The organism is Microbacterium meiriae, from assembly GCF_032364335.1.
In the GTDB taxonomy this organism is placed as follows: domain Bacteria; phylum Actinomycetota; class Actinomycetes; order Actinomycetales; family Microbacteriaceae; genus Microbacterium; species Microbacterium meiriae.
This window is the reverse complement of record NZ_CP133984.1, coordinates 2,542,310-2,561,336: the sequence shown is the minus strand read 5'-3', so window position 1 is coordinate 2,561,336 and position 19,027 is coordinate 2,542,310. Positions and strand designations below refer to the sequence as shown.

Below are 19,027 nucleotides of genomic sequence, written 5' to 3'. Positions count from 1 at the left end.
GGTCAGCGTCGCCGGGGCGACAGATGCAGCGTCTGCGACGGGGTCACGATGCCGTCGACCGGCTGGTCGTGCACCTCACGCGGCAGTTCGTCGAGTACCTCGGAATCATAGATCACCGCGTACACCGGAGGGCATTTCTCCATGGAGCCGATGGTCTTGTCGAAGTAGCCGCGGCCCCAGCCCATCCGCATCCCCGAGCGGTCGACGGCGGCGGCGGGGACGATCATCAGGTCGACATCGTTCACCGCGATCGGACCGAGCACCTCGCCGGTGGGCTCCGGCAGCCCGTACAGGCCCTCCGCGATCTCCTCGGTGTCGTCGGCGACGGCCCAGTCCAGCAGTCCGTCGGAGCGGGTGACCGGGAGGAGGACCCGGATCCCGCGGCGGACCGCGCGAGTCACGAACTCCCTGGTGCCCGGCTCCGTGGTGGTGGAGAGGAAGCAGGAGACGGAGCGGGCCCCGAGCTCGTCGACGAGGGCGTCGAGGCGTTCGCCGATCGCCTCGGCAGCGGCCTCGCGCTGCGGATCGGACAGGAGCTGACGCCGCTCGCGCAGCTCCGCGCGGAGGGCTCGCTTGGCGTGCTCGACGTCGTTAGCCATGGTCCGAGTCTAGGGCGGCACCCACGGGTAGGCTGTGGGAATGGCTCACGAGAAGATCAAGGCTGTCATTCCCGCTGCCGGGCTGGGGACACGATTCCTGCCCGCGACGAAGGCGATGCCGAAGGAGATGCTCCCCGTCGTCGACAAGCCGGCGATCCAGTACGTCGTCGAGGAGGCGGCGAACGCCGGGATCGAGGACATCCTCGTGATCATCGGGCGCAACAAGAACGCCATCTCCAACCACTTCGACTCCGTGCCGGAGCTCGAGGTGAAGCTCATGGAGAAGGGCGACACCGGTCGCCTGGAGCGCGTGATGAAGTCGAGCGACCTCGCCGACATCCACTTCGTCCGCCAGGGCGAGCCCAAGGGTCTCGGCCACGCCGTGCTCCGCGCTCGGACGCACGTCGGCGACAGCTCGTTCGCGGTGCTGCTCGGTGACGACCTCATCGACGAGCGCGACCCGCTGCTCACGGAGATGATCGCGGAGCACGAGCGCACGGGTGCCGCCGTCATCGCCCTCATGGAGGTGGACCCGGACAACATCCACATGTACGGCGCCGCCGCCGTCGAGGCGATCGAGGGCTCCGACGCCGTTCGTGTCACGGGCCTCGTCGAGAAGCCTGCCAAGGAGGACGCACCCTCCAACCTCGCGATCATCGGTCGCTACGTGCTCCCGGCGTCGGTCTTCGAGATCCTCGAGCGCACCGAACCCGGAAAGGGCGGCGAGATCCAGCTCACCGATGCGCTCCAGGAGCTGGCGACGGCGGACGGCGGACCCGGCGTGGTCGGCGTCGTCTTCGGAGGCCGCCGCTACGACACCGGTGACCGCGTGGACTACATCAAGGCGATCGTGCAGCTCGCGGCCGACCGTGACGACCTGGGCTCCGAGCTCCGCCCCTGGCTCAAGGACTTCGCGGAGCGCCTCTAGGCGCCTCGCGGTCGTCGGAGGTGCGGCGTGGAGCTGTCGACGGGGATGCGGCACGGACCGGTCGAGCTGCGTCTCATCCGGACGAAGGACGCGCGGCCTCTGCAGCAGGAGCTGCTCGCCAATCGCGCGTGGCTGCAGCCGTGGGAGGCGACCATCCCGCACGGAGCGGTCTCCTTCGACATGCGGGTCAGCATCCGTCGCCTGCTCCAGCAGTATCGGGACGGCGGCGGCTACCCGTTCGTGATGGAGTACGACGGCGAGGTCGCCGGACAGCTGAACGTCTGGGGCGTCGCCCGGGGCTCGCTGTGCTCGGCGACGATCGGCTACTGGGTGAGTGAGCGGTTCGCGGGTCGGGGGATCACCCCGACCGCGGTCGCGCTCGCCACGGACGCCTGTTTCACGGAGTACGGGCTGCATCGGATGGAGATCTGCATCCGCCCCGAGAACGCCGCGAGTCTGCGGGTCGTGCAGAAGCTCGGCTTCCGATACGAGGGGCTGCGCCGCCGGTACATCCACATCGACGGGGACTGGCGTGATCACTACGCCTTCGCCCTCACGCAGGAGGAGGTTCCGCAGGGTGTCCTCGCCCGGTGGATCCACGGACAGGTGCCGCCGCAGGCGGCGACGATCCCGCCGGCGGACCGTCTCACCCTTTGACGCCCCCGTCGCGGGAGGACTCGCCGCGACACGCGCCCCGACTGCACGGCGCGGCCGGTCCGCCGCCGTTACCGTTGACCTATGGACGGGCCGGTGCTGAGTGGGGGAGTGATCGTGCTCGTCGCCGTGCTCCTGTGGATGCTGTATCTCCTGCCCTCCTGGCGTGGCCGCTTCCAGTACAACGCCGCTGAGCGCAACGCCGTGCGGCTGAATCAGGCGCTGCGGATCCTCGCCGAGACGAGTGAGACTCCCGGCGAGGTGCACATGGAACTCAACGCCCGCACCGTCGTCGCGCAGCAGAAGCTCGCGAAGCGGTTGCAGGCCGAGCGGGAGGCCGCAGAGCTCGAAGCGCTCCGCCAGGAGCTCGCTGCGACCCGCGCCGATCCCGTGATCCGTCAGGCCCGCGCCCGCCGCCGCGTGCGTCTGGCGGCGACCGGCGCGCTCGTGCTCGGACTCGTCGCCGTCGGTCTCGGCATCTGGCAGCTCCTCGCCACCGGGGGCGCCGTGCTCCTCTGGAGCGGTGGAGCCACGGCGCTCGTGGCGACCATGGTCCTGCAGCGGATGGCGTCGGTCGCGGTGCGCGCCGCCCGTCGGCCGCAGGCCGCGGCGGTCGAGACCGTCGAGAGGAGAGAGGCCCCGGTCCTGCACGACCAGGGCCCCGCCACCTGGACTCCGCGTCCGCTTCCGGAGCCGATGGTGTCGGTCACAGGATCCCGCGCACAGGCGGCTCGCGCCGAGATCGATGCGCAGGAGGAGCGCCGCAAGGCCGCCCGAGTGGCCGCGCTCCGTGCCCGTGCCGAGGAGATGGCGCCGCCGGCGCCGGTCACCCTCCCGGCGGCATCGACGGAATCGCCGTACGCACGTATGGGATTCGTCGACGACGCCGAGATCGAGGAGCACGTGCGCCGGCTTCTGCAGCGCCGGGCCGCCGGTTGACGGCTGCGGTGAGCGCGGGTCTCCACCGCTGATACCGGATGCGGGAGAGTGTCGCTCCTCGCGTCAGCGCCGCTCGGGGCCGTAAAGTCGTGGGATGGGAACCATGCAGTACGGCTCCGGCAGCGAGATCCAGATCGAGGACCGCGCCCTGGCCCATCTGAAGGTCGCGATCGCGACCAAACTCCGTCGGAACGAGAGCTTCACGCTGTCCTGGAAGCACCCCGACGGGGATGTGCCGGGGCGCTCGACGATCTGGCTGCATCCGTCGATCCCGCTGCGCTTCACCTTCGGCGAGCCGGAGACGCCGGAGCTGAACGTGAAGTGGGTCCAGGCCCTCATGGTCGAGGCGAGCTCGTCGGGGGGCATCAGCCTCGTGGACGAGGTCATCGACGGCCCGGCCGACTGAGCGCCTCCGCTACTCGGCGGGGTACGCCTGTGTGGCGAGCTGCTGCGCGAGGTGCGCCGCGTTCCGGGCTGCCGTCGTGATCGCGGAGCTCACGGCCTCCGGAGTCTCGTCGAGGTCCTTATAGTCCACGGTCTGCATGGCCTCGCCGTTCCAGTAGACCGAGGTCTGCGCGGGGATCGTGTACCCGATGTCGTTCAGCGCCTGGAAGAGGATCGCGGAGATGTGGTGAGCGCCGTCCTCGTTCCCGAGCACGCCGGCGATGGCGACCTTGTCGAACAGGATCGGGCGGCCCTGCTCGTCCGTCTCGCTGAGCTCGGCGTCGAGGCGCTCCAGCACGCGCTGGGCGACGCTCGAGTGCTGTCCCATCCACGTGGGCGTGACGAACACGAGGATGTCGGCGTCGAGGACGCGCTGTCGCAGGGTCGGCCACTGGTCGCCGTCACCCATGTCCTTCTCGACGCCGGGTCGGATGTCGACATCGACCGCTCGGACGAGGTCGCCCGTCACGCCGTGCTCGGCGAGGGCATCGAGGAGCTGACGCGCGAGCAGATCCGAGCTCGACGACGCGGGGGAGGGCTTGAGCGTGCAGGAGATCGCGACGGCGGTGAGTGGAGTGTTCATGCTCCGACCCCACCAGAGATCCCGGCGGCGGCACAGGGCCTTTCCGGGTCCGGGCTATCCTGGTAGAGCACCGACGACAGGAGATCCCGTGATCCTCAGCTTCCTCTTCTTCATGATCATGTTCCTCGGAGGCTTCTGGCTGCTGGGGATCGCGCACGAGATGCCGGACACGCTCGCCGCGCTCACCTTCGTCGGCGGCATCCTGCTCGTCTCGCTGGCCCTCGGGTTCGCGATGCGTCAGCGCGGTTCCGCCACGCGTCGCTCCAAGAACTGGACCGGCAGCCCGACCGAGTGATCGCCGCGGGGCTGCGCCCCGCGCTCACCGTCGCCGGGCGAGCCTCGCTTCGAGGTTCGCCCGCACCGCCGGCCACTCCGGCTCGATGATGGAGTACTCCACGCTGTCCCGGAGCGCGCCGTTGCGGTAGCGGCTCATGGCCCGCATCACGCCGTCCTGCTTCGCGCCCAGTCGCTCGATCGCGGCGCGCGACTGGAAGTTCACCCACTGGGTCGTCAGCCCGACCCGGAAGACCCCGAGCGTCTCGAAGGCGTGGCGGAGGAGCAGTAGCTTCGATTCCGCGTTGGTACCCGTGCCGTGGGCGGACGGGCGGTTCCAGGTGTATCCGATGTGCAGCCGGGGGACGTCGGCGACGATGTCGTAGTACGAGGTGAGCCCCAGCACGCGACCGGCGGCGTCGAAGGCCGTGAACGGCACCATCTCGCCGGTGGCGACGAGGCCCAGGCGCCGGTCGACCTCGGCGGCGACTCCATCGGGTGCAGGAACAGAGGTGTACCAGGCCGTCTTCCACAGGTCGCCCTCGGTGACCGCTTCGACGAGCCCGTCGACGTGCGACCGGTCGAGAGGGCGGAGCTCGACGAGCTCACCGGTGAGAGTGACGGGGGCGGGGGCGACGTGGAAGGCCATGAGGTCATTCAACCAGCGTCGGGCGCTGCGCCCGGCCCTCAGGCGGGGACGGCCAGGTGCTCCCGGCTCAGCACGCGCTGGAACGCGAGGACGATCTCGATCGTCACGTCCAGCTCGAAGGCGAGGCTGGCCAGATGTGTGCCGCGCAGCTGCTCCGCCGCCGCGTAGGCCGCCGGCGTGATCAGGCGTCGCGCGGCCCACTCGTCGGCCTGCCGCTCCTGCCGAGCGCGAAAGGCGGGGTGCCGTGTGGGCACGTGGCCGAGGTGGGCGTGACCGAGTTCGTGGGCGAGCACGCTGCGGGCGGTGCGCCTGCTCATCCCCGGAGCGAGCCGGATCGTCCGGGTGGCGGGTTGGAAGCCGCCGGGTGTGGGCCCGGGGCGCTCGACCACGCGGAGCCCGAGGTCGTCGGCCAGACGGAGGAGCTGCTGCATGGGCCTCCGTCCGGTCGGTGTCGTCTACTCGTAGAGGTCGTCGGTGTCCGTCTCGCCGGTGGATCCGGATTCGAAGGCGACCTCGCGGGCATTATCGCGTGGGGTGGCGACATCGGTGCGGCGCCGGAGGGGAGTGACGATCGCCGACGTGCCGTCGGCGGCCAGACGCTCCTCGGCCCGGGCGACGAGGATGTGCGGCTCGACTCCCAGCGTGGCGCACACCGCGTAGACGACGGGCACCGGGATCGCGCGCTTGCCGGTCACGTAGTTGTCCAGCGCGCTCCGGGCGATGCCCACGTCGCGTGCCATGGCGGCGATGCTGCTTCGTGCCGCCGCGATCTCCGCCCGCATCTGACGGCCGACCGCCTCGTTGAAATCCTCGGCTGGTGTCTTCATCCGGCTCACCTTAGCAGCGGGCCGAGAGCAGGATGCCGTCATATTGGTCTCTCGTGACCCGACGAGTGTCCGTGCGTGGCGGTACCGTAGGCGCATGGGGACAGAACTGCGTCATCTGGTGGCATCGGCGGTGGAGGCTGCGCGCCTGCACGCCGGAGTGTCGTTCATCGAGCTCTCGGAGCGGGCCGGAATCGCGACGGCCGCGCTGGCCGACCTCCTCGACGAGCGTGCGGACTTCACGATGGAGGATCTGGCGGGGATCGCGACGGTCCTCGGCGTCCCCGTCACGCGGCTGCTTCCCTGCGCGCCGTAGACGATGCCCGCTCGCGCCTCGGACCGGGCGATGCGATGAAGTAGCGTGGGCGCATGAAGACCGTTTCCTTCGGATCGACGACCGCTCCGGCCCTGATCGCCGGGATGATGCGCATCGACAGCCTCGACGACGAGCAGATCCGCGACCTGTACGCGACCGCCCGCGGCGCGGGCATCGACTTCTTCGACCACGCGGACATCTACGGCGGGCAGATGCACCGCTGCGAAGCGCGATTCGCCGATGCCCTCCAGCTCAGCGCCGCGGAGCGGGACGAGGTCGTGCTGCAGACCAAGTGCGGCATCGTGCCGGCGCAGGGCATGTTCGACTTCTCCTACGACCACATCGTCGCGCAGGTCGAGGGCTCGCTCGCGGCCCTCCGCACGGACCGCATCGACGTGCTCCTGCTGCACCGGCCGGACGCCCTGGTCGAGCCGGACGAGGTGGCGCGCGCCTTCGATCATCTCGAGTCCTCGGGCAAGGTGCGGGCGTTCGGGGTGTCCAACCACACGCCCTCGCAGATCGAGCTGCTGAAGACCGCGGTGGGGCAGCCCCTGGTCGCGAACCAGCTGCAGCTGTCCCTCACGCACGCGCCGATCATCGCGCAGCCCGTGGCCGCGAACATGGCGGGCCACGACCAGAGCATCGGACGGGACGGCGGTGGCATCGTCGACTACTGCCGGATCCACGGCATCACCGTGCAGGCGTGGTCGCCGTACCAGAGCGGCTTCGGTGGCGGCGTCTTCCTCGGGCACCCGGACTACCCCGAGCTCAACGCCGTGATCGAGCGCCTGGCGGGGGTCCACGGAGTGACGCCGACGGCGATCGCCACCGCCTGGATCACCCGTCACCCCGCCGGGATGCAGGTGGTCCTCGGGACGACGACACCGCACCGGGTCCAGGAGGCCGCGGCCGGGGCGGATGTCGTGCTCACCCGGGCCGAGTGGTACGAGCTCTTCCGCGCCGCGGGACACCTGCTGCCGTGATCCCTCCGCTCCGGCCCGCGCGTCGTCTACCCTGAACCCATGCCGTTCCTGTTCTCGCTCCTGGTCATCGCGTTGATGATCGGTGCACTGATCGACATCATCACGCGCGACGACTCGCAGGTGAAGTACCTGCCGAAGATGGTCTGGATCATCATCGTGATCCTCCTGCCGTTGATCGGCAGTGCGCTGTGGTTCGCGATCGGCCGCGAGTACGGGGACGCCGGCGTCCCCCTCCCGCGGATGCGGCGAGCCGAGCGTCCGTCCGCCCCGACGGCCACCGTCGCACGGCCTGCGCCGTCGGTGGACACCCGTTCGACCGAGCAGCAGATCGCGGACCTCGACCGCGAGATCGAGGAGTGGCGGCTGCGCGAGGAGATCGAGAAGCGCCGTCGCGAACGCGGAGACGACGCCCTCCCGCAGTCCTAGCGATCGACCGCTCCGGGCTGTCAGGATGCCGTCATGAGCATCCTCGTGAACGTCGACAACTTCGCCCTCGCCGAGACCCACCGCATGATGCGCGACCTCCAGAAGGAGGCCGGGGGTGTGGATCGGTTCCTGCACAACAGGGCTCCCGCCGCGATCGACCGGCAGACCGTGATCCGGCTGAACCGGGACACGCTCTACAGCTTCGCCGTCCTGGACATCAGCGAGGGAGCCGCCTTCACGATCCCGGAGCACGGCGACCGCTACCTCTCGGCGATGGTCGTCAACGAGCATCACTACGTGGATGCGATCTTCCACGAGGCGGGCGAGCACACCCTCACGACGGCGCAGTTCGGGACGCCGTATGTCGTGCTCGCCGTGCGCATCCTCGTCGACCCCACCGACCCGACGGATGTGGCGGCGGTGACCGCTCTCCAGGACCGCATCGCCCTGCGCAGCGGGGCGGCCACGCCCTTCACGATGCCGGACTACGACTCCGCCAGCCTCGACGAGACCCGCCAGGCGCTGCTCGCGTTGGCCCGGAACCTCCGGGGCTTCGACCGCATGTTCGGCAGCGAGGACGAGGTCGACCCGGTGCGGCACCTCATCGGCACGGCGGCGGGCTGGGGAGGGCTTCCCTCGTCCGAGGCGAGCTACATCGGCGTCGACCCGCGTCTGCCGGTGGGGCGGTACGAGCTCACGGTCGGCGACGTTCCCGTCGACGGCTTCTGGTCGATCTCCGTGTACAACGCGGACGGCTTCTTCGAGCCGAACGATCGCGACGCCTACACGATCAACGACATCACCGGCGTCCGCAACGACGACGGCACGCTCACCGTCCGCTTCGGCGACCACCCGGAAGGCCTGCCGAACGTTCTGCCGATCACGGAGGGCTGGAACTACCTGGTCCGGCTCTATCGCCCCCGTCCCGAGGTGCTCGACGGCAGCTGGACGTTCCCGACGCTTCAGGAATCGGCTTGACGGCCTCTTCACGCGGTCGGGATCAGGCCGCGCGCGGTCCGGAGCTCACGTCGGCGACGGCGAACGAGGCGCGGACGGCCTCTTCCAGGTCGGGGTAGCGGAAGGTGAAGCCGGCGGCGGTGAGCTTCTCGGGCAGGACCCAGCGGCTTTTCAACACGAGCTCGGTCTCGGTGCGGATGCCGATCGCGCCGAGCTCGAGCATCCAGCGCGGCATCGGCGGGCCGACCTTCGCCCCCAGCACCCGGCGCACGGTGGCCATGAAGGCGGCGTTGTCGACGGGGTGCGGCGAGGCGGCGTTGACCGGGCCCTCCAGCGCCGGGGTCTCCTCGAGGAACTCGATGATGCGCGCCACATCCTCGATGTGGATCCAGCTGAAGCGCTGCCGACCGCGACGGGCGCCGGGGAGGTGTGCGGTCCCGGCGGCCCGGCGCGCGGGGCCGACCGGCCAGAACCCGTCGTACTGCGGGCCGCCGAGGCCCAGTCGGGCGAGCGTGCGGAGCGGTTCCAGCACGCCGCCGTCGCCGAGGACGATGGCGCTGCGGAGAGCCACGCGACGGGTGCCGGGCAGGGCGTCGGCGAAGAGCGCGCGCTCCCACGCCTTGGCGACCTCGACCGAGAAGCCGGTGCCGATCTCGCCGGATGACTCCGTCATCGGTCGGTCCTCGGCATGTCGGTAGATGGTGGCCGTGGAGGAGTTGACCCACAGCGGCGGCGGAGTGGCGGCGCGGGAGATCGCGCGGCTCAGGGCTGCGGTCGTGTCCAGTCGGGAGCGGAAGATCTCGGCCCGGTTGCGCGGCGTGTACCGGCAGTTCACGCTCTTGCCCGCGAGGCCGATCACGAGGGACGACCCATCGACGGCGGCATCGATGCCGCCCTGGTCGCCCCAGGACAGATCGCTGCCGGAGCGGGAGATCGTGACGACCTCGCGCCCGGCATCCCGCAGGCGTGCAGCGAGATACCGTCCCATGAAGCCCGTCGCTCCGCCGATGACCACCCGGTCCGTGCTCATGCGTCGTCGTCCTTCCGATCCGGTTCCAGGATGTAGCTGAAGTCGCCGCGGTATTCGTAGAGGCGCCCGAGGAGCGGCGCATCCACGGTCAGCCGCACGCGCTGCCGCTCGGCCTCCTCGTCCCAGCGCTCGACGAGCCGGACGACAGGGGCCACGACCCGCGGGATGCGGAGCCGGAAGCGCCCGACGCGGATGCCCACCGCGCGACTCGTCAGGTGCAGGGCGCCGGCACGGGGCTCCACGTCGAAGCAGGCCACGACCAGGCCGGGCTCGCCGAGCTCGTCGACGATGCGGCCGTGCCTGGTCGGGGCCACGGCATCGCGCATCACCCACGGCCCGCCCGCGAATCGGAAGGTGCGCTCGGCGATCGCCCGGGAGGCGATGGTGCGGTTCTCGATGCGGAACGGCACGTCGCGCTCCCACCGGGCGGCGATCACCCCGCGCCGTTCGAGGCGGCGGAGCAGGGGCCAGAGGGCCCGGCGGGGCGTGCCGACGCGCTGAAACGTCCCTTCGCCGACGCCGACCATCCCGTCGGGGACCGCCTGGAAGTAGGCCCGCAGCCGGGGATGCAGCTCGGTGAGACGCGCGCCGAGAGCCCTCGCGTACGGGGACTGCGGCACGGGCGTCACGCTTCGAGCCTAGCCCGCGGAGGACTCCTCCCGGCCCGCGTCGTCGGTCGGGCGGAGCAAGCGGTCGAGGAGGGCGAGGGCCTCATGCTGCGGAGCGGTGTCGTCCAGGAGCCACTGCGTCTGCAGGCCGTCCGAGGCGGCGACGACGAGGGCGGCGACCGCGAGCGGATCGACGTCCGTACGGATGCTTCCGTCCTTCTGCTGCTCCCGGACCGTCTCGGCGATGTCGGCCCGCAGGCGGGCGAAGCGCTCGGTCGCGAACCTGCGGGCGGCGGGGTGGCCCTCCTCGAGAGCGCTGGCGACGAGCGTGGAGTAGAGCTGCACCAGACCGGGCACCTCGCGGTTGGCCCTGGCCGACCGGATCATGCCCTCGACGGGGTTCGCAGGTTCCGGGTCGGTCTTCCGTTCCGGCGCGTTGCTCTCGACGTAGACCGCGACGAGCAGCTCCTCCAGCGACCCGAAGTAGTGGGTGAGGGCGGCATGCGTCACCCCCACCTCCTTCGCGATCGCCCGCAGGCTCGTGCGGTCCGCACCCCGGGCCGCGAACACCTCGATCGCACGGTCCAGGATCTCCCGGCGCCGCGCGATGCCCTTGGCGTAGGCCCCGCGGGGACGCGGGCGCTCGGAGTCCTCGGGGGGTGGCGTGGGCATGTCCCGAGTCTATCGACAGGAAACTTCCATGTGGAGGTATTCAGTGCTAGCGTGCCTCCGGGGCACCCGACGCCCGCCTGTCACCGACGACCGAGGAGCACGACCGATGACGATCCAGACCTCTCTGCAGCTGTTCACGATCCGCGAGCAGCTGGAGGCCGACCTCGAGGGCACGCTCGCCGCCGTCGCGGCGCGCGGATTCAGCGCGGTCGAGCCCTACGACTTCGTCCGCCGGGCGGAGGCGATGGCGGCCGCGGTGTCGGCCGCTGGACTGACGGCCCCCTCCGGGCATGCCTTCCTCGCCACGCCGACCTTCGTGCGCCCGGACGGTTCCGGCACGACGGCCCCCGTCCCTTCGCCGGCGGAGGTCTTCGCGGCCGCGAAGGCGCTCGGCATGGACACGGTGATCGATCCGTACACCGAGCCCGCGCGCTGGGAACAGGTCGATCAGATCGTCGAGACCGCCCGGCTGCTCAACGAGGCGGCGGAGATCGGCGCCGAGGCCGGCGTCCGGGTCGGCTACCACAACCACGCGCATGAGCTGGAGGCGGTGTTCGACGGGGTGACCGGGCTGGAGGTTCTCGCGGAGCACCTCGATGAGCGCGTCGTGTTGGAGGTCGACCTGTACTGGGTGGCCCGCGGCGGTGTCGACCCGGTGACCCTCGTGGAGCGTCTCGGCGAGCGGGTGATCGCCGTGCACGCGAAGGACGGCACCCTCGACCCCGCGCTGCTGGACGCCTACCCGCCCGCGGATCAGGTGCCCGCGGGCGACGGGGCGGTGCCGCTCCGGGAGGCCATCGCCGCCGCGCCGGCGCTCGAACTCGCCATCGTCGAGTTCGACCACTACGACGGCGATCTGTTCGACGCCATCGAGCGCAGCCGGGTCTTCCTCGACGCCGAGGCGGCGCGCTGATGGTGCGCGGCGGCGACGTCGTCGGCGTCGGCCTCATCGGCGCGGGCAACATCAGCGACCAGTATCTGCAGAACCTCACGCGCTTTCCGGACGTGGAGGTGCGGGCGATCGGCGACCTCGTCGAGGAGCGTGCACGCGCGCAGGCCGCGGCGTACGGGGTGCCGCGAGCCGGGGGCGTCGAGGTGGTGCTCGATGATCCCGACATCGACATCGTCGTGAACCTCACGATCCCCGCCGCGCACGTCGCCGTCTCGGAGGCGATCGTCGCCGCGGGGAAGCACGTGTGGACGGAGAAGCCGCTCGGCGTGGACCGCGAGGAGGCGCGACGCCTGTTGGAGGCGGCCGCGGCGGCCGGACTCCGCGTCGGCGTCGCGCCGGACACCGTCCTCGGTCCCGGCGTGCAGACCGCGAAGCGTGCCATCGCCCGCGGCGACATCGGCCGTCCGCTGTTCGGCCAGACGACCTTCCAGTGGCAGGGGCCGGAGATCTTCCACCCGAACCCCGCGTTCCTCTACGCGAAGGGCGCGGGGCCGCTCCTCGACATGGGACCGTACTACGTCTCGACCCTGGTCCACGTCTTCGGGCCGGTCGCCGCGGTGGCCGCGCTCGGGCTGCAGGGGTCGCCGACGCGCCGGGTGCAGGTCGGCGACCGCGCCGGGGAGGAGTTCCCGGTCGAGATCCCGTCCACGCTCAGCGTCCTGATGGACTTCGAGGGCGGCGGTCAGGCGCAGAGCCTCTACAGCACGGACTCACCGCTGGTGCGGCAGGGGATCGTGGAGATCACGGGGACCGAGGGCACCCTGGTCATCCCCGACCCGAACACGTTCGGCGGGCCGATCACGATCACCCGGCCGCTGTCCCGACACTTCGTGCCGCCGGAGCCGGTGGTGCAGGAGGTCATCGACGTCGTGCCGGAGGGCGTGCTCGCGGGGCGCGGGCTCGGGCTGCTCGACATGGCGCGCGCGATCGCGGAGGGCCGGCCGCACGTCGCCACCGGTGAGTTCGGTTACCACGTGCTCGACACCCTGCTCTCGATCGAGGAGGCGGCGGCGCGGCGCACCTTCGTGGAGGTCGCGAGCACGCTGGATCAGGTGGGCGCGCTGCCCGCCGACTTCGATCCCTTCGCGGCGACGTAGCGGTCGACGTTCGCGGGGGAGAGCACCTCGCGGGCGACCATGATCGCCGCCCCCAGCACCGCCGCGCGGTCACCTGCCTGCGACTGCACGATCGCGAGGTGCTGGGTGGCGAGCGGGATCGAGCGGCGGTAGACGACCTCGCGGACCCCGGCGAGCAGATGCTCGCCGGCGCGGGCGATGCTGCCGCCGAGCACGATGATCGACGGGTTCAGCAGGTTCACGACCGTCGCGAGCACCTCGCCGACGTCGCGGCCGGCCTGACGGGTGGCCTCGATGGCTGCCGCATTGCCGGCGCGGACGAGGCCGACGACGTCGGAGGCAGTGTGCACGTCATGCCCCTCGGCGCGCAGCGCGACGGCGAGGGCCGACCCGCTCGCGAGGGCTTCGAGATCCCGTTCGTCGCCCGGCTGCCGCGCCGAGCCCGCGCTCATCGGCACCTGGACGTGGCCCATGTCGCCCGCCGACCCCTGGGCGCCGCGCTGGAGCTGCCCGCCGGCGATGATCCCGGCGCCGATGCCCGTCGACACCTTCACGAACACGAGGTCGTCCACCCGCGGCCAGCTCGTGGCCTGCTCGCCGAGGGCGAGGATGTTCACGTCGTTGTCGACGAGGACCGGCACGTCGAACGTGCGCTGCACGTAGCCGGGGACGTCGAAGCGGTCCCAGCCCGGCATGATCGGCGGGTTCGTCGGGCGCCCCGTGGAGTGCTCGACGGGCCCGGGCACGCCGATGCCCACGCCCACGAGGGGGAGGCCGCCGGCGGTCGCGGCGAGCAGGGCGCTGCCCTCCGCGAGGATCGCGTCGAGGAGGGCCTCCGGCCCCTCGCCGATGTCGATCCCGCGCGTGCGTGCGTCCAGGATCACGCCGGCGAGGTCGGCCACGGCGACGGTCGCGTGGGTGGCTCCGAGGTCGACGGCCAGGACGAGCCCGGCGCGCGGGTTGAACGCCACGCGGGCGGGAGGACGACCTCCGGTCGACACCGCTTCACCGGCGGGGCGCAGGAGGTCGGCGGCCAGCAGAGCATCGACCCGGGAGGCGACGGTGGAGCGGGCCAGTCCGGTGAGGGCGGCGAGCTCCGCCTTGGTGCGGGCGTGCCCGTCGCGGAGGATCTGGAAGATCTCGCCGGTCCCGGGGGAGGGCGTCGCAAGCGGTCTCAGCACGTCAACCATGGCGTCAGTAAAGCACAGCACTTCCTCCGCTCCGTGGTGCGACTTCGAATTCGTTACACACAACTTTTGACGAAGGACTAGCAAAAGTCCTCAGCGCTGTGTCAGACTCACCGGCATGACAACGGATGTCACTGACACCGGTCTCGGGACGATCCGGACCGGGATCCTCGGCGGAGGCTTCATGGCCCGCGTGCACCGCACGGCCGCCCGAGACGCAGGCGGGGCACTGCGCGCCGTCGCCACCCGGTCCGCCCAAGGCGCCAGGGATGCCGCGCACCTGCTCGGCGCCGCCCGCGCCGAGCAGGACGCGGAGGCCCTGCTCGACGCCGACGACATCGACGTCGTCCACATCTGCACCCCCAACGCCACGCACGCCGACCTCGCCCTGCGCGCGCTGCGAGCGGGCAAGCACGTCGTGTGCGAGAAGCCGCTCGCCACGAGCGCCGCCGACGCCGCCACCCTCGCCGAGGTCGCCGCCGAGACCGGACTCGTCGCCGCCGTCCCCTTCGTGTACCGCTACCACCCCATGGTGCGCGAGGCCAGGGCGCGCATCGCCCGCGGGGAGGCCGGCGAGCTGCTCACGCTGGACTGCTCGTACCTGCAGGACTGGATGCTGCGGCCCACCGACGACGACTGGCGGGTGCGCTCCTCGTCCGGCGGCGCCTCCCGCGCCTTCGCCGACATCGGCTCGCATCTGTGCGACCTCCTCGAGTTCGTCACGGGCGATCGGATCCGGACCCTCAGCGCCCGCACCCGCCGGGTGTTCGCCGAGCGGGCGGGGCAAGCCGTCGACACGGAGGACATCGTCGCCGTGCTCGTCGAGACCTCGGCGGGGGCACTCGGCACGCTGCTCATCTCGCAGATGGCGGCGGGCCGCAAGAACGCCCTCACCCTGGAGCTGCACGGGACGCGGCAGAGTCTGCGGTTCGAGCAGGAACGGCCGGAGGAGCTCTGGGTCGGCATGCGGGAGGAGTCGCGGCTGCTGCTGCGCGACCCCGCCACGGCCGACCCGGAGTCCGCCCGGCTGCAGCGCGTCCCCGCCGGGCACGCCATGGGATACCAGGACGCCTTCAACGGCTTCGTCGCGGACGTCTACGCCGCGATCGCGGGCGACGTGCCCGACGGTATGCCGACGTTCGCGGACGGCCGTCGTGCGGCGGTCCTGACCGAGGCCGTGCTCGATTCCGCCGCCCATGAGGGCCGCTGGACGGAGGTGCCGGCATGACCGCGACGACGACGCAGCCGGTGCTGCAGGTGGCCGGGATCCGCAAGGCGTTCTTCGGCGTGGAGGTGCTGAAGGGCATCGACTTCGACGTGCGACCGGGGGAGGTGCACGGCCTCGTCGGCGAGAACGGTGCAGGCAAGTCCACGCTCATGAAGATCATCGCGGGCGTGCAGCCGGCCGACGAGGGCACGATCGCCTACCGCGGCGCGGAGGTGCGCCACGCGCACCCCCGGCAGGCGATGGACGCCGGCATCGTTACGGTGTTCCAGGAGTTCACCCTGCTCCCGGAGCGCACGGTCGCGCAGAACGTCTCCCTCGGCCGGGAGCCACGGCGCGCGGGACTCATCGACGTGCGGGCGATGAACGAGCGCACCGCGGAGCTGCTCAGCGACCTCGGAGTCTCCTTCATCGACCCGCAGGCCCGGGTGGGCTCGCTGACGGTGGCCGAGCAGCAGATCGTCGAGATCGTGAAGGCGCTGTCGTTCGATGCGCAGGTGATCTCGATGGACGAACCGACCGCGGCGCTCAGCGACCGCGAGGTGGAGCTGCTGTACGCGATCATCCGTCGGCTCACCTCCCGTGGTGTCGCCGTCATCTACGTCTCCCATCGGCTGAAGGAGATTTTCGACCTCTGCGACCGGATCACGATCCTCAAGGACGGCGCCCTCGTCTCCACGGACGAGACCGCGGCCCTGACCACCGACGAGCTCGTCCGCCGGATGGTGGGCCGGTCGATCCAGTCCTACTTCCCCGACCCGGTCGCCGGCACCGCGGTCGGCGCGCCCCGGCTCGAACTGGACGGTTGCGGGAACGCCTACGTGGACGGGGTGTCGCTGACGCTCCGCGCCGGGGAGATCGTCGGGGTGGCCGGGCTCCAGGGCTCCGGACGCACGGAACTCGTGGAGGGGGTGTTCGGCATCCAGGCGTTCACCCGCGGCGCCGTGCGGATCGACGGCGAGCCGGTGCGGATCACGGGGCCGCGTGCGGCCGTGCGCGCCGGACTCGCCCTGGTCTCGGAGGACCGCAAGGCGCAGGGGCTCGCGCTGGGGCAGTCGATCCTCGACAACACCCTGCTCGTGGTGCGGAACGTGTTCGCGGGGCGCACCGCGGCGTCGCGCCGGGAGGTGCCGGGGGTGCTCCGCACGCTGGAGGTGTCCTCGCGCGGTCTCGACCAGGAGGTGCGCTTCCTGTCCGGCGGCAACCAGCAGAAGGTGGTGCTGGCCAAGTGGCTGCTCACCCAGCCGCAAATCGTGCTCTTCGACGAGCCGACACGGGGCATCGACGTGGGGGCCAAGTACGCGGTCTACCAACTCATGCGCGAGCTGGCGGCGCAGGGGAAGGCCGTGCTCATGGTCTCGAGCGAGCTGCCGGAGGTCATCGGCATGAGCGACCGCATCCTCGTCATGCACGACGGCGAGCTCGTCGCCGAGCTGCCGGCCGGCGCGGCCGAGCACGAGATCCTCACGGCGGCCACCGGCGCCGATCGCGGTCCTTCGACGAACGGGGGCGCGCGATGAGCCGCCGCCCCGGAGCCCGTCTCCGCATCGATTCGACCGTCATCGTGCTCGGCATCCTGCTGCTGACCCTCGTCGTCGGCGCGATCCTCGTCGCCACGGTCGGTCGCAACTTCCTCAGCCCGGGGAACATCCGCGACATCCTGACCGGGATGAGCGTGCTCGGCCTCGTGGCCATCGGGCAGACGCTCGTGGTGCTCGGCGCCTCGCTCGACCTGTCGGTCACCTACGTCATCAGCCTGTCGAGCCTGCTCGCGGCGACGATGATGGCCGGGAACGCCGGCAACATCCCGCTCGCGGTGATCGTGACGCTCCTCGTGTGCGCGGGGATCGGGCTCGTGAACGGGCTCATCGTGACGGTGCTCAAGGTCAACGGCTTCATCGCGACGCTCGGCGTCGGGCTGATCCTCCAGGGCATCCTCAACACGAACTTCGAGGGCTCGGCGGGCGAGGTCCCGTGGACGTTCCAGCTCATCGGCGCGACCGGGGTCGGACCGATCCCGGTGTCCACGCTCATCATGATCGCGCTCGCCGTGCTGGTGTGGGTGCTGCTGAACCGCACCCGCACCGGCGCCCATCTCTACGCCGTCGGCGGCGACCCCGAGATCGCGCGGCTCAGCGGCGTGCGCACCCGCCTGCCGCTGGTCTGGGCGCACGTGCTGTGCTCCGTGTTCGCGGGCCTCGCCGGCCTCCTGCTCGCCAGCCGTCTCGGCGTGGGCAGCCCGACGGTCGGTCAGCAGGGCGGCTACGCGCTGCTCTCCATCGCCGCGGTCGTGCTGGGCGGCACGCTGCTCCTCGGCGGGCGCGGCTCGATCTGGGGCACCATCGGCGGCGTCGCCATCCTCGCCGTCGTCGACAACGTGATGAGCGTGCTGCAGGTGAACCCCTTCCTCAAGGATGTGGTGCGCGGCATCGTCATCGTCGCCGCCGTCGCCGTCTACAGTCGGCGGGCCATCGTGCGCCGTCGGCCGCGCTTCGGGGCCGGGGGCACGCGCACCGGGGGAGACGACGCCGCGAAGGCGGCCGAAGGGGACATGGCGGGGGCGGCCGCCGAACTCGCCGATCCGACCATCGAGGTCGCCGCCGTCGACAGCGCAGGGGATACCGCCTCCGTGCGGGAAGGAGGACGCTCATGAACGCGCTGCGCACGCTCGTCAGCCCCCGCGGGGCGGTCTTCCTGCTGCTCGTGATCCTGCTCGTCGCGGTCGCCGTGCTCAACCCGAGCTTCGCCGAGCCCGGCCAGTTCATGCGATACCTGCAGCGCGTCGCGCCCATCGCGATCGTCGCGATCGGGCAGTACTTCGTGATCATCGCCGGGGAGTTCGATCTCTCCCAGGGGTCGCTCATCACGGCGCAGGTCATCATCGCCGGCAACCTCGTCGGCCAGGACGACGCGCGCACCCTCCCGGTGCTGCTGCTCATGGTGGTGTTCGGTATCGTCGTCGGGCTCGTCAACGGCGTCCTCACGACGCTGCTCAAGGTGCCGTCGTTCATCGTGACGCTGGGCATGATGCTCGCCCTGCTCGGCGGCGTGATGTGGTGGACGGGCGGCGCGGCCACGGGCAACCCGGCCGACAGCTTCCGCGAGATCGGCCGCGGAGGGATCCGCGACCTCCCCGTGCTGGAGTTCCTGCCCTGGGCCGTGCTGCTGCTCGCCGCCTGGCTCGCCCTCGGCATCGTCATCACCAAGCGCCCGCTGGGCAAGACCCTCATCGCGATCGGCGACAACGCCCGCGCCGTGGACTACGCCGGTGCCCGCCGGGCCTGGGTCACCACCCGCGCGTTCGTGCTGTCCTCCCTCTCGGCCACCCTCTCGGCCGTCCTGCTGGTCGGGTACGCGGGAGTGCACCCGTCCGTCGGCCGGGGCTACGAGTTCACCGCGATCACCGCGGTGGTGCTCGGCGGCGTCGTGCTCGGCGGAGGTCGAGGCTGGATCGTCGGCGCCGTGGCCGGAGCGTTCGCGCTGGAGGCGCTGTTCCTGCTCCTGAACATCGCGGGCGTCCCCTCCACCCTCCGTGACGCCGTGCAGGGCGTCATCATCATCGCGGCCGTCGCCTATGCGGGTGTCGCCTTCCGAGCCCGCCGCCGGCGCGGTCCCCAGCCGACGGACGTCCATACCGCGGGGACCGAGAACGCCGAGAACCGCAGCACCGCATCAAGCCCTACAACCAGAGGAGATTAGCAA

The 19,027-nt window shown here is 71.2% G+C and carries 24 protein-coding genes; 15 read left to right on the top strand and 9 right to left on the bottom strand.

The genetic code is table 11. The features are described from left to right. Window positions 1-2 precede the first annotated feature (2 nt). Entirely contained in the window at window positions 3-599 is a 597-nt protein-coding gene (locus RI211_RS12345; RefSeq protein WP_187662044.1) for a 5-formyltetrahydrofolate cyclo-ligase, read from the bottom strand. Between the two features lie 40 nt (window positions 600-639). On the opposite strand from RI211_RS12345, the gene galU reads away from it, so the two are divergent. The 4 genes from galU (at window position 640) to RI211_RS12325 (ending at window position 3,526) form a co-directional block, all read left to right on the top strand. After that, a complete protein-coding gene (galU, locus tag RI211_RS12340) occupies window positions 640-1,527 on the top strand; it encodes a UTP--glucose-1-phosphate uridylyltransferase GalU (RefSeq protein WP_187662043.1) in 888 nt (295 codons plus the stop codon). A gap of 45 nt (window positions 1,528-1,572) precedes the next feature. After that, a complete protein-coding gene (locus tag RI211_RS12335) occupies window positions 1,573-2,184 on the top strand; it encodes a GNAT family N-acetyltransferase (RefSeq protein ID WP_187664199.1) in 612 nt (203 codons plus the stop codon). A gap of 81 nt (window positions 2,185-2,265) precedes the next feature. Further along, window positions 2,266-3,120 carry a hypothetical protein gene (locus RI211_RS12330; protein ID WP_187662042.1) on the top strand — a complete coding sequence of 285 codons (855 nt, stop codon included), beginning with the start codon at window positions 2,266-2,268 and terminating at the stop codon, window positions 3,118-3,120. Between the two features lie 94 nt (window positions 3,121-3,214). Further along, complete coding sequence (locus RI211_RS12325) at window positions 3,215-3,526, top strand: DUF7882 family protein (RefSeq protein WP_187662041.1); 312 nt, start codon at window positions 3,215-3,217, stop codon at window positions 3,524-3,526. Between the two features lie 9 nt (window positions 3,527-3,535). Here the strand turns inward: RI211_RS12325 and RI211_RS12320 are convergent, their stop codons facing one another. Continuing rightward, window positions 3,536-4,147, bottom strand: a complete 612-nt coding sequence (locus tag RI211_RS12320; protein ID WP_259951445.1) for a flavodoxin family protein — start codon at window positions 4,145-4,147, stop codon at window positions 3,536-3,538. Window positions 4,148-4,235: 88 nt separating this feature from the next. On the opposite strand from RI211_RS12320, the gene RI211_RS12315 reads away from it, so the two are divergent. Further along, entirely contained in the window at window positions 4,236-4,442 is a 207-nt protein-coding gene (locus tag RI211_RS12315) for a hypothetical protein (RefSeq protein ID WP_025105563.1), read from the top strand. A gap of 24 nt (window positions 4,443-4,466) precedes the next feature. On the opposite strand, the gene RI211_RS12310 is transcribed toward RI211_RS12315, so the two are convergent. The 3 genes from RI211_RS12310 to RI211_RS12300 are packed head-to-tail and all read right to left on the bottom strand — an operon-like array spanning window position 4,467 to window position 5,896. Beyond that, window positions 4,467-5,069, bottom strand: a complete 603-nt coding sequence (locus tag RI211_RS12310) for a GNAT family N-acetyltransferase (RefSeq protein WP_187662039.1) — start codon at window positions 5,067-5,069, stop codon at window positions 4,467-4,469. A gap of 38 nt (window positions 5,070-5,107) precedes the next feature. Next, window positions 5,108-5,500, bottom strand: coding sequence for an ImmA/IrrE family metallo-endopeptidase (locus RI211_RS12305; protein WP_259951447.1), 393 nt, complete (start codon window positions 5,498-5,500; stop codon window positions 5,108-5,110). A 24-nt stretch (window positions 5,501-5,524) separates the two neighbouring features. Beyond that, window positions 5,525-5,896, bottom strand: a complete 372-nt coding sequence (locus RI211_RS12300) for a helix-turn-helix domain-containing protein (RefSeq protein ID WP_315637902.1) — start codon at window positions 5,894-5,896, stop codon at window positions 5,525-5,527. Between the two features lie 94 nt (window positions 5,897-5,990). On the opposite strand from RI211_RS12300, the gene RI211_RS12295 reads away from it, so the two are divergent. Genes RI211_RS12295 through RI211_RS12280 form a run of 4 tightly spaced genes read left to right on the top strand, consistent with a single transcriptional unit; the run spans window position 5,991 to window position 8,596 of the window. Beyond that, window positions 5,991-6,209: a helix-turn-helix domain-containing protein gene (locus tag RI211_RS12295; RefSeq protein ID WP_315637903.1), complete on the top strand. Its 219-nt coding sequence runs from the start codon at window positions 5,991-5,993 to the stop codon at window positions 6,207-6,209. A 53-nt stretch (window positions 6,210-6,262) separates the two neighbouring features. After that, entirely contained in the window at window positions 6,263-7,192 is a 930-nt protein-coding gene (locus RI211_RS12290) for an aldo/keto reductase (protein ID WP_315637904.1), read from the top strand. 39 nt (window positions 7,193-7,231) lie between these two features. Continuing rightward, window positions 7,232-7,618 carry a PLDc N-terminal domain-containing protein gene (locus tag RI211_RS12285; protein ID WP_315637905.1) on the top strand — a complete coding sequence of 129 codons (387 nt, stop codon included), beginning with the start codon at window positions 7,232-7,234 and terminating at the stop codon, window positions 7,616-7,618. A gap of 33 nt (window positions 7,619-7,651) precedes the next feature. Continuing rightward, window positions 7,652-8,596 (top strand): DUF1214 domain-containing protein, encoded by a 945-nt coding sequence (locus RI211_RS12280; RefSeq protein WP_315637906.1) that lies wholly within the window; start codon window positions 7,652-7,654, stop codon window positions 8,594-8,596. A 22-nt stretch (window positions 8,597-8,618) separates the two neighbouring features. Here RI211_RS12280 and RI211_RS12275 read toward each other — a convergent pair whose 3' ends face one another. From RI211_RS12275 to RI211_RS12265, 3 genes are read right to left on the bottom strand one after another with little or no spacing between them, the layout of a single operon-like run. Further along, window positions 8,619-9,605, bottom strand: coding sequence for an epimerase (locus RI211_RS12275; protein WP_259951454.1), 987 nt, complete (start codon window positions 9,603-9,605; stop codon window positions 8,619-8,621). After that, on the bottom strand, window positions 9,602-10,234 hold the full coding sequence (locus RI211_RS12270) for a DUF4166 domain-containing protein (protein ID WP_259951455.1): 633 nt from the start codon (window positions 10,232-10,234) through the stop codon (window positions 9,602-9,604). The genes RI211_RS12275 and RI211_RS12270 overlap by 4 nt, the downstream gene beginning before the upstream one ends. Window positions 10,235-10,243: 9 nt before the next feature. Then, window positions 10,244-10,885 carry a TetR/AcrR family transcriptional regulator gene (locus RI211_RS12265; RefSeq protein ID WP_315637907.1) on the bottom strand — a complete coding sequence of 214 codons (642 nt, stop codon included), beginning with the start codon at window positions 10,883-10,885 and terminating at the stop codon, window positions 10,244-10,246. 106 nt (window positions 10,886-10,991) lie between these two features. On the opposite strand from RI211_RS12265, the gene RI211_RS12260 reads away from it, so the two are divergent. Both RI211_RS12260 and RI211_RS12255 read left to right on the top strand, forming a co-directional pair. Further along, window positions 10,992-11,798 (top strand): sugar phosphate isomerase/epimerase family protein, encoded by an 807-nt coding sequence (locus tag RI211_RS12260; RefSeq protein ID WP_315637908.1) that lies wholly within the window; start codon window positions 10,992-10,994, stop codon window positions 11,796-11,798. Continuing rightward, a complete protein-coding gene (locus RI211_RS12255; protein WP_315637909.1) occupies window positions 11,798-12,934 on the top strand; it encodes a Gfo/Idh/MocA family protein in 1,137 nt (378 codons plus the stop codon). Before RI211_RS12260 ends, RI211_RS12255 begins: the two co-directional genes overlap by 1 nt. Here RI211_RS12255 and RI211_RS12250 read toward each other — a convergent pair. Continuing rightward, on the bottom strand, window positions 12,886-14,103 hold the full coding sequence (locus tag RI211_RS12250; RefSeq protein WP_315637910.1) for an ROK family transcriptional regulator: 1,218 nt from the start codon (window positions 14,101-14,103) through the stop codon (window positions 12,886-12,888). The genes RI211_RS12255 and RI211_RS12250 overlap by 49 nt on opposite strands. A gap of 115 nt (window positions 14,104-14,218) precedes the next feature. On the opposite strand from RI211_RS12250, the gene RI211_RS12245 reads away from it, so the two are divergent. The 4 genes from RI211_RS12245 to RI211_RS12230 are packed head-to-tail and all read left to right on the top strand — an operon-like array spanning window position 14,219 to window position 19,024. Continuing rightward, window positions 14,219-15,328, top strand: a complete 1,110-nt coding sequence (locus tag RI211_RS12245) for a Gfo/Idh/MocA family protein (protein ID WP_315637911.1) — start codon at window positions 14,219-14,221, stop codon at window positions 15,326-15,328. Continuing rightward, window positions 15,325-16,845, top strand: a complete 1,521-nt coding sequence (locus tag RI211_RS12240) for a sugar ABC transporter ATP-binding protein (RefSeq protein ID WP_315637912.1) — start codon at window positions 15,325-15,327, stop codon at window positions 16,843-16,845. Before RI211_RS12245 ends, RI211_RS12240 begins: the two co-directional genes overlap by 4 nt. Further along, a complete protein-coding gene (locus RI211_RS12235) occupies window positions 16,842-17,978 on the top strand; it encodes an ABC transporter permease (RefSeq protein ID WP_315637913.1) in 1,137 nt (378 codons plus the stop codon). The genes RI211_RS12240 and RI211_RS12235 overlap by 4 nt, the downstream gene beginning before the upstream one ends. Next, window positions 17,975-19,024 (top strand): ABC transporter permease, encoded by a 1,050-nt coding sequence (locus RI211_RS12230; RefSeq protein WP_232089058.1) that lies wholly within the window; start codon window positions 17,975-17,977, stop codon window positions 19,022-19,024. The genes RI211_RS12235 and RI211_RS12230 overlap by 4 nt, the downstream gene beginning before the upstream one ends. Window positions 19,025-19,027 lie beyond the last annotated feature (3 nt).

Bases quoted from the DNA above. Each gene is read 5' to 3' on its own strand.
- RI211_RS12285 (WP_315637905.1), top strand. From the start codon at position 7,232: ATGCCGTTCCTGTTCTCGCTCCTGGTCATCGCGTTGATGATCGGTGCA.
- galU (WP_187662043.1), top strand. From the start codon at position 640: ATGGCTCACGAGAAGATCAAGGCTGTCATTCCCGCTGCCGGGCTGGGG.
- RI211_RS12265 (WP_315637907.1), bottom strand. From the start codon at position 10,885: ATGCCCACGCCACCCCCCGAGGACTCCGAGCGCCCGCGTCCCCGCGGG.
- RI211_RS12235 (WP_315637913.1), top strand. From the start codon at position 16,842: ATGAGCCGCCGCCCCGGAGCCCGTCTCCGCATCGATTCGACCGTCATC.
- RI211_RS12330 (WP_187662042.1), top strand. From the start codon at position 2,266: ATGGACGGGCCGGTGCTGAGTGGGGGAGTGATCGTGCTCGTCGCCGTG.
- RI211_RS12240 (WP_315637912.1), top strand. From the start codon at position 15,325: ATGACCGCGACGACGACGCAGCCGGTGCTGCAGGTGGCCGGGATCCGC.
- RI211_RS12310 (WP_187662039.1), bottom strand. From the start codon at position 5,069: ATGGCCTTCCACGTCGCCCCCGCCCCCGTCACTCTCACCGGTGAGCTC.
- RI211_RS12335 (WP_187664199.1), top strand. From the start codon at position 1,573: ATGCGGCACGGACCGGTCGAGCTGCGTCTCATCCGGACGAAGGACGCG.
- RI211_RS12275 (WP_259951454.1), bottom strand. From the start codon at position 9,605: ATGAGCACGGACCGGGTGGTCATCGGCGGAGCGACGGGCTTCATGGGA.
- RI211_RS12295 (WP_315637903.1), top strand. From the start codon at position 5,991: ATGGGGACAGAACTGCGTCATCTGGTGGCATCGGCGGTGGAGGCTGCG.
- RI211_RS12300 (WP_315637902.1), bottom strand. From the start codon at position 5,896: ATGAAGACACCAGCCGAGGATTTCAACGAGGCGGTCGGCCGTCAGATG.
- RI211_RS12250 (WP_315637910.1), bottom strand. From the start codon at position 14,103: ATGGTTGACGTGCTGAGACCGCTTGCGACGCCCTCCCCCGGGACCGGC.
- RI211_RS12325 (WP_187662041.1), top strand. From the start codon at position 3,215: ATGGGAACCATGCAGTACGGCTCCGGCAGCGAGATCCAGATCGAGGAC.
- RI211_RS12255 (WP_315637909.1), top strand. From the start codon at position 11,798: ATGGTGCGCGGCGGCGACGTCGTCGGCGTCGGCCTCATCGGCGCGGGC.
- RI211_RS12260 (WP_315637908.1), top strand. From the start codon at position 10,992: ATGACGATCCAGACCTCTCTGCAGCTGTTCACGATCCGCGAGCAGCTG.
- RI211_RS12290 (WP_315637904.1), top strand. From the start codon at position 6,263: ATGAAGACCGTTTCCTTCGGATCGACGACCGCTCCGGCCCTGATCGCC.
- RI211_RS12230 (WP_232089058.1), top strand. From the start codon at position 17,975: ATGAACGCGCTGCGCACGCTCGTCAGCCCCCGCGGGGCGGTCTTCCTG.
- RI211_RS12305 (WP_259951447.1), bottom strand. From the start codon at position 5,500: ATGCAGCAGCTCCTCCGTCTGGCCGACGACCTCGGGCTCCGCGTGGTC.
- RI211_RS12245 (WP_315637911.1), top strand. From the start codon at position 14,219: ATGACAACGGATGTCACTGACACCGGTCTCGGGACGATCCGGACCGGG.
- RI211_RS12320 (WP_259951445.1), bottom strand. From the start codon at position 4,147: ATGAACACTCCACTCACCGCCGTCGCGATCTCCTGCACGCTCAAGCCC.
- RI211_RS12345 (WP_187662044.1), bottom strand. From the start codon at position 599: ATGGCTAACGACGTCGAGCACGCCAAGCGAGCCCTCCGCGCGGAGCTG.
- RI211_RS12280 (WP_315637906.1), top strand. From the start codon at position 7,652: ATGAGCATCCTCGTGAACGTCGACAACTTCGCCCTCGCCGAGACCCAC.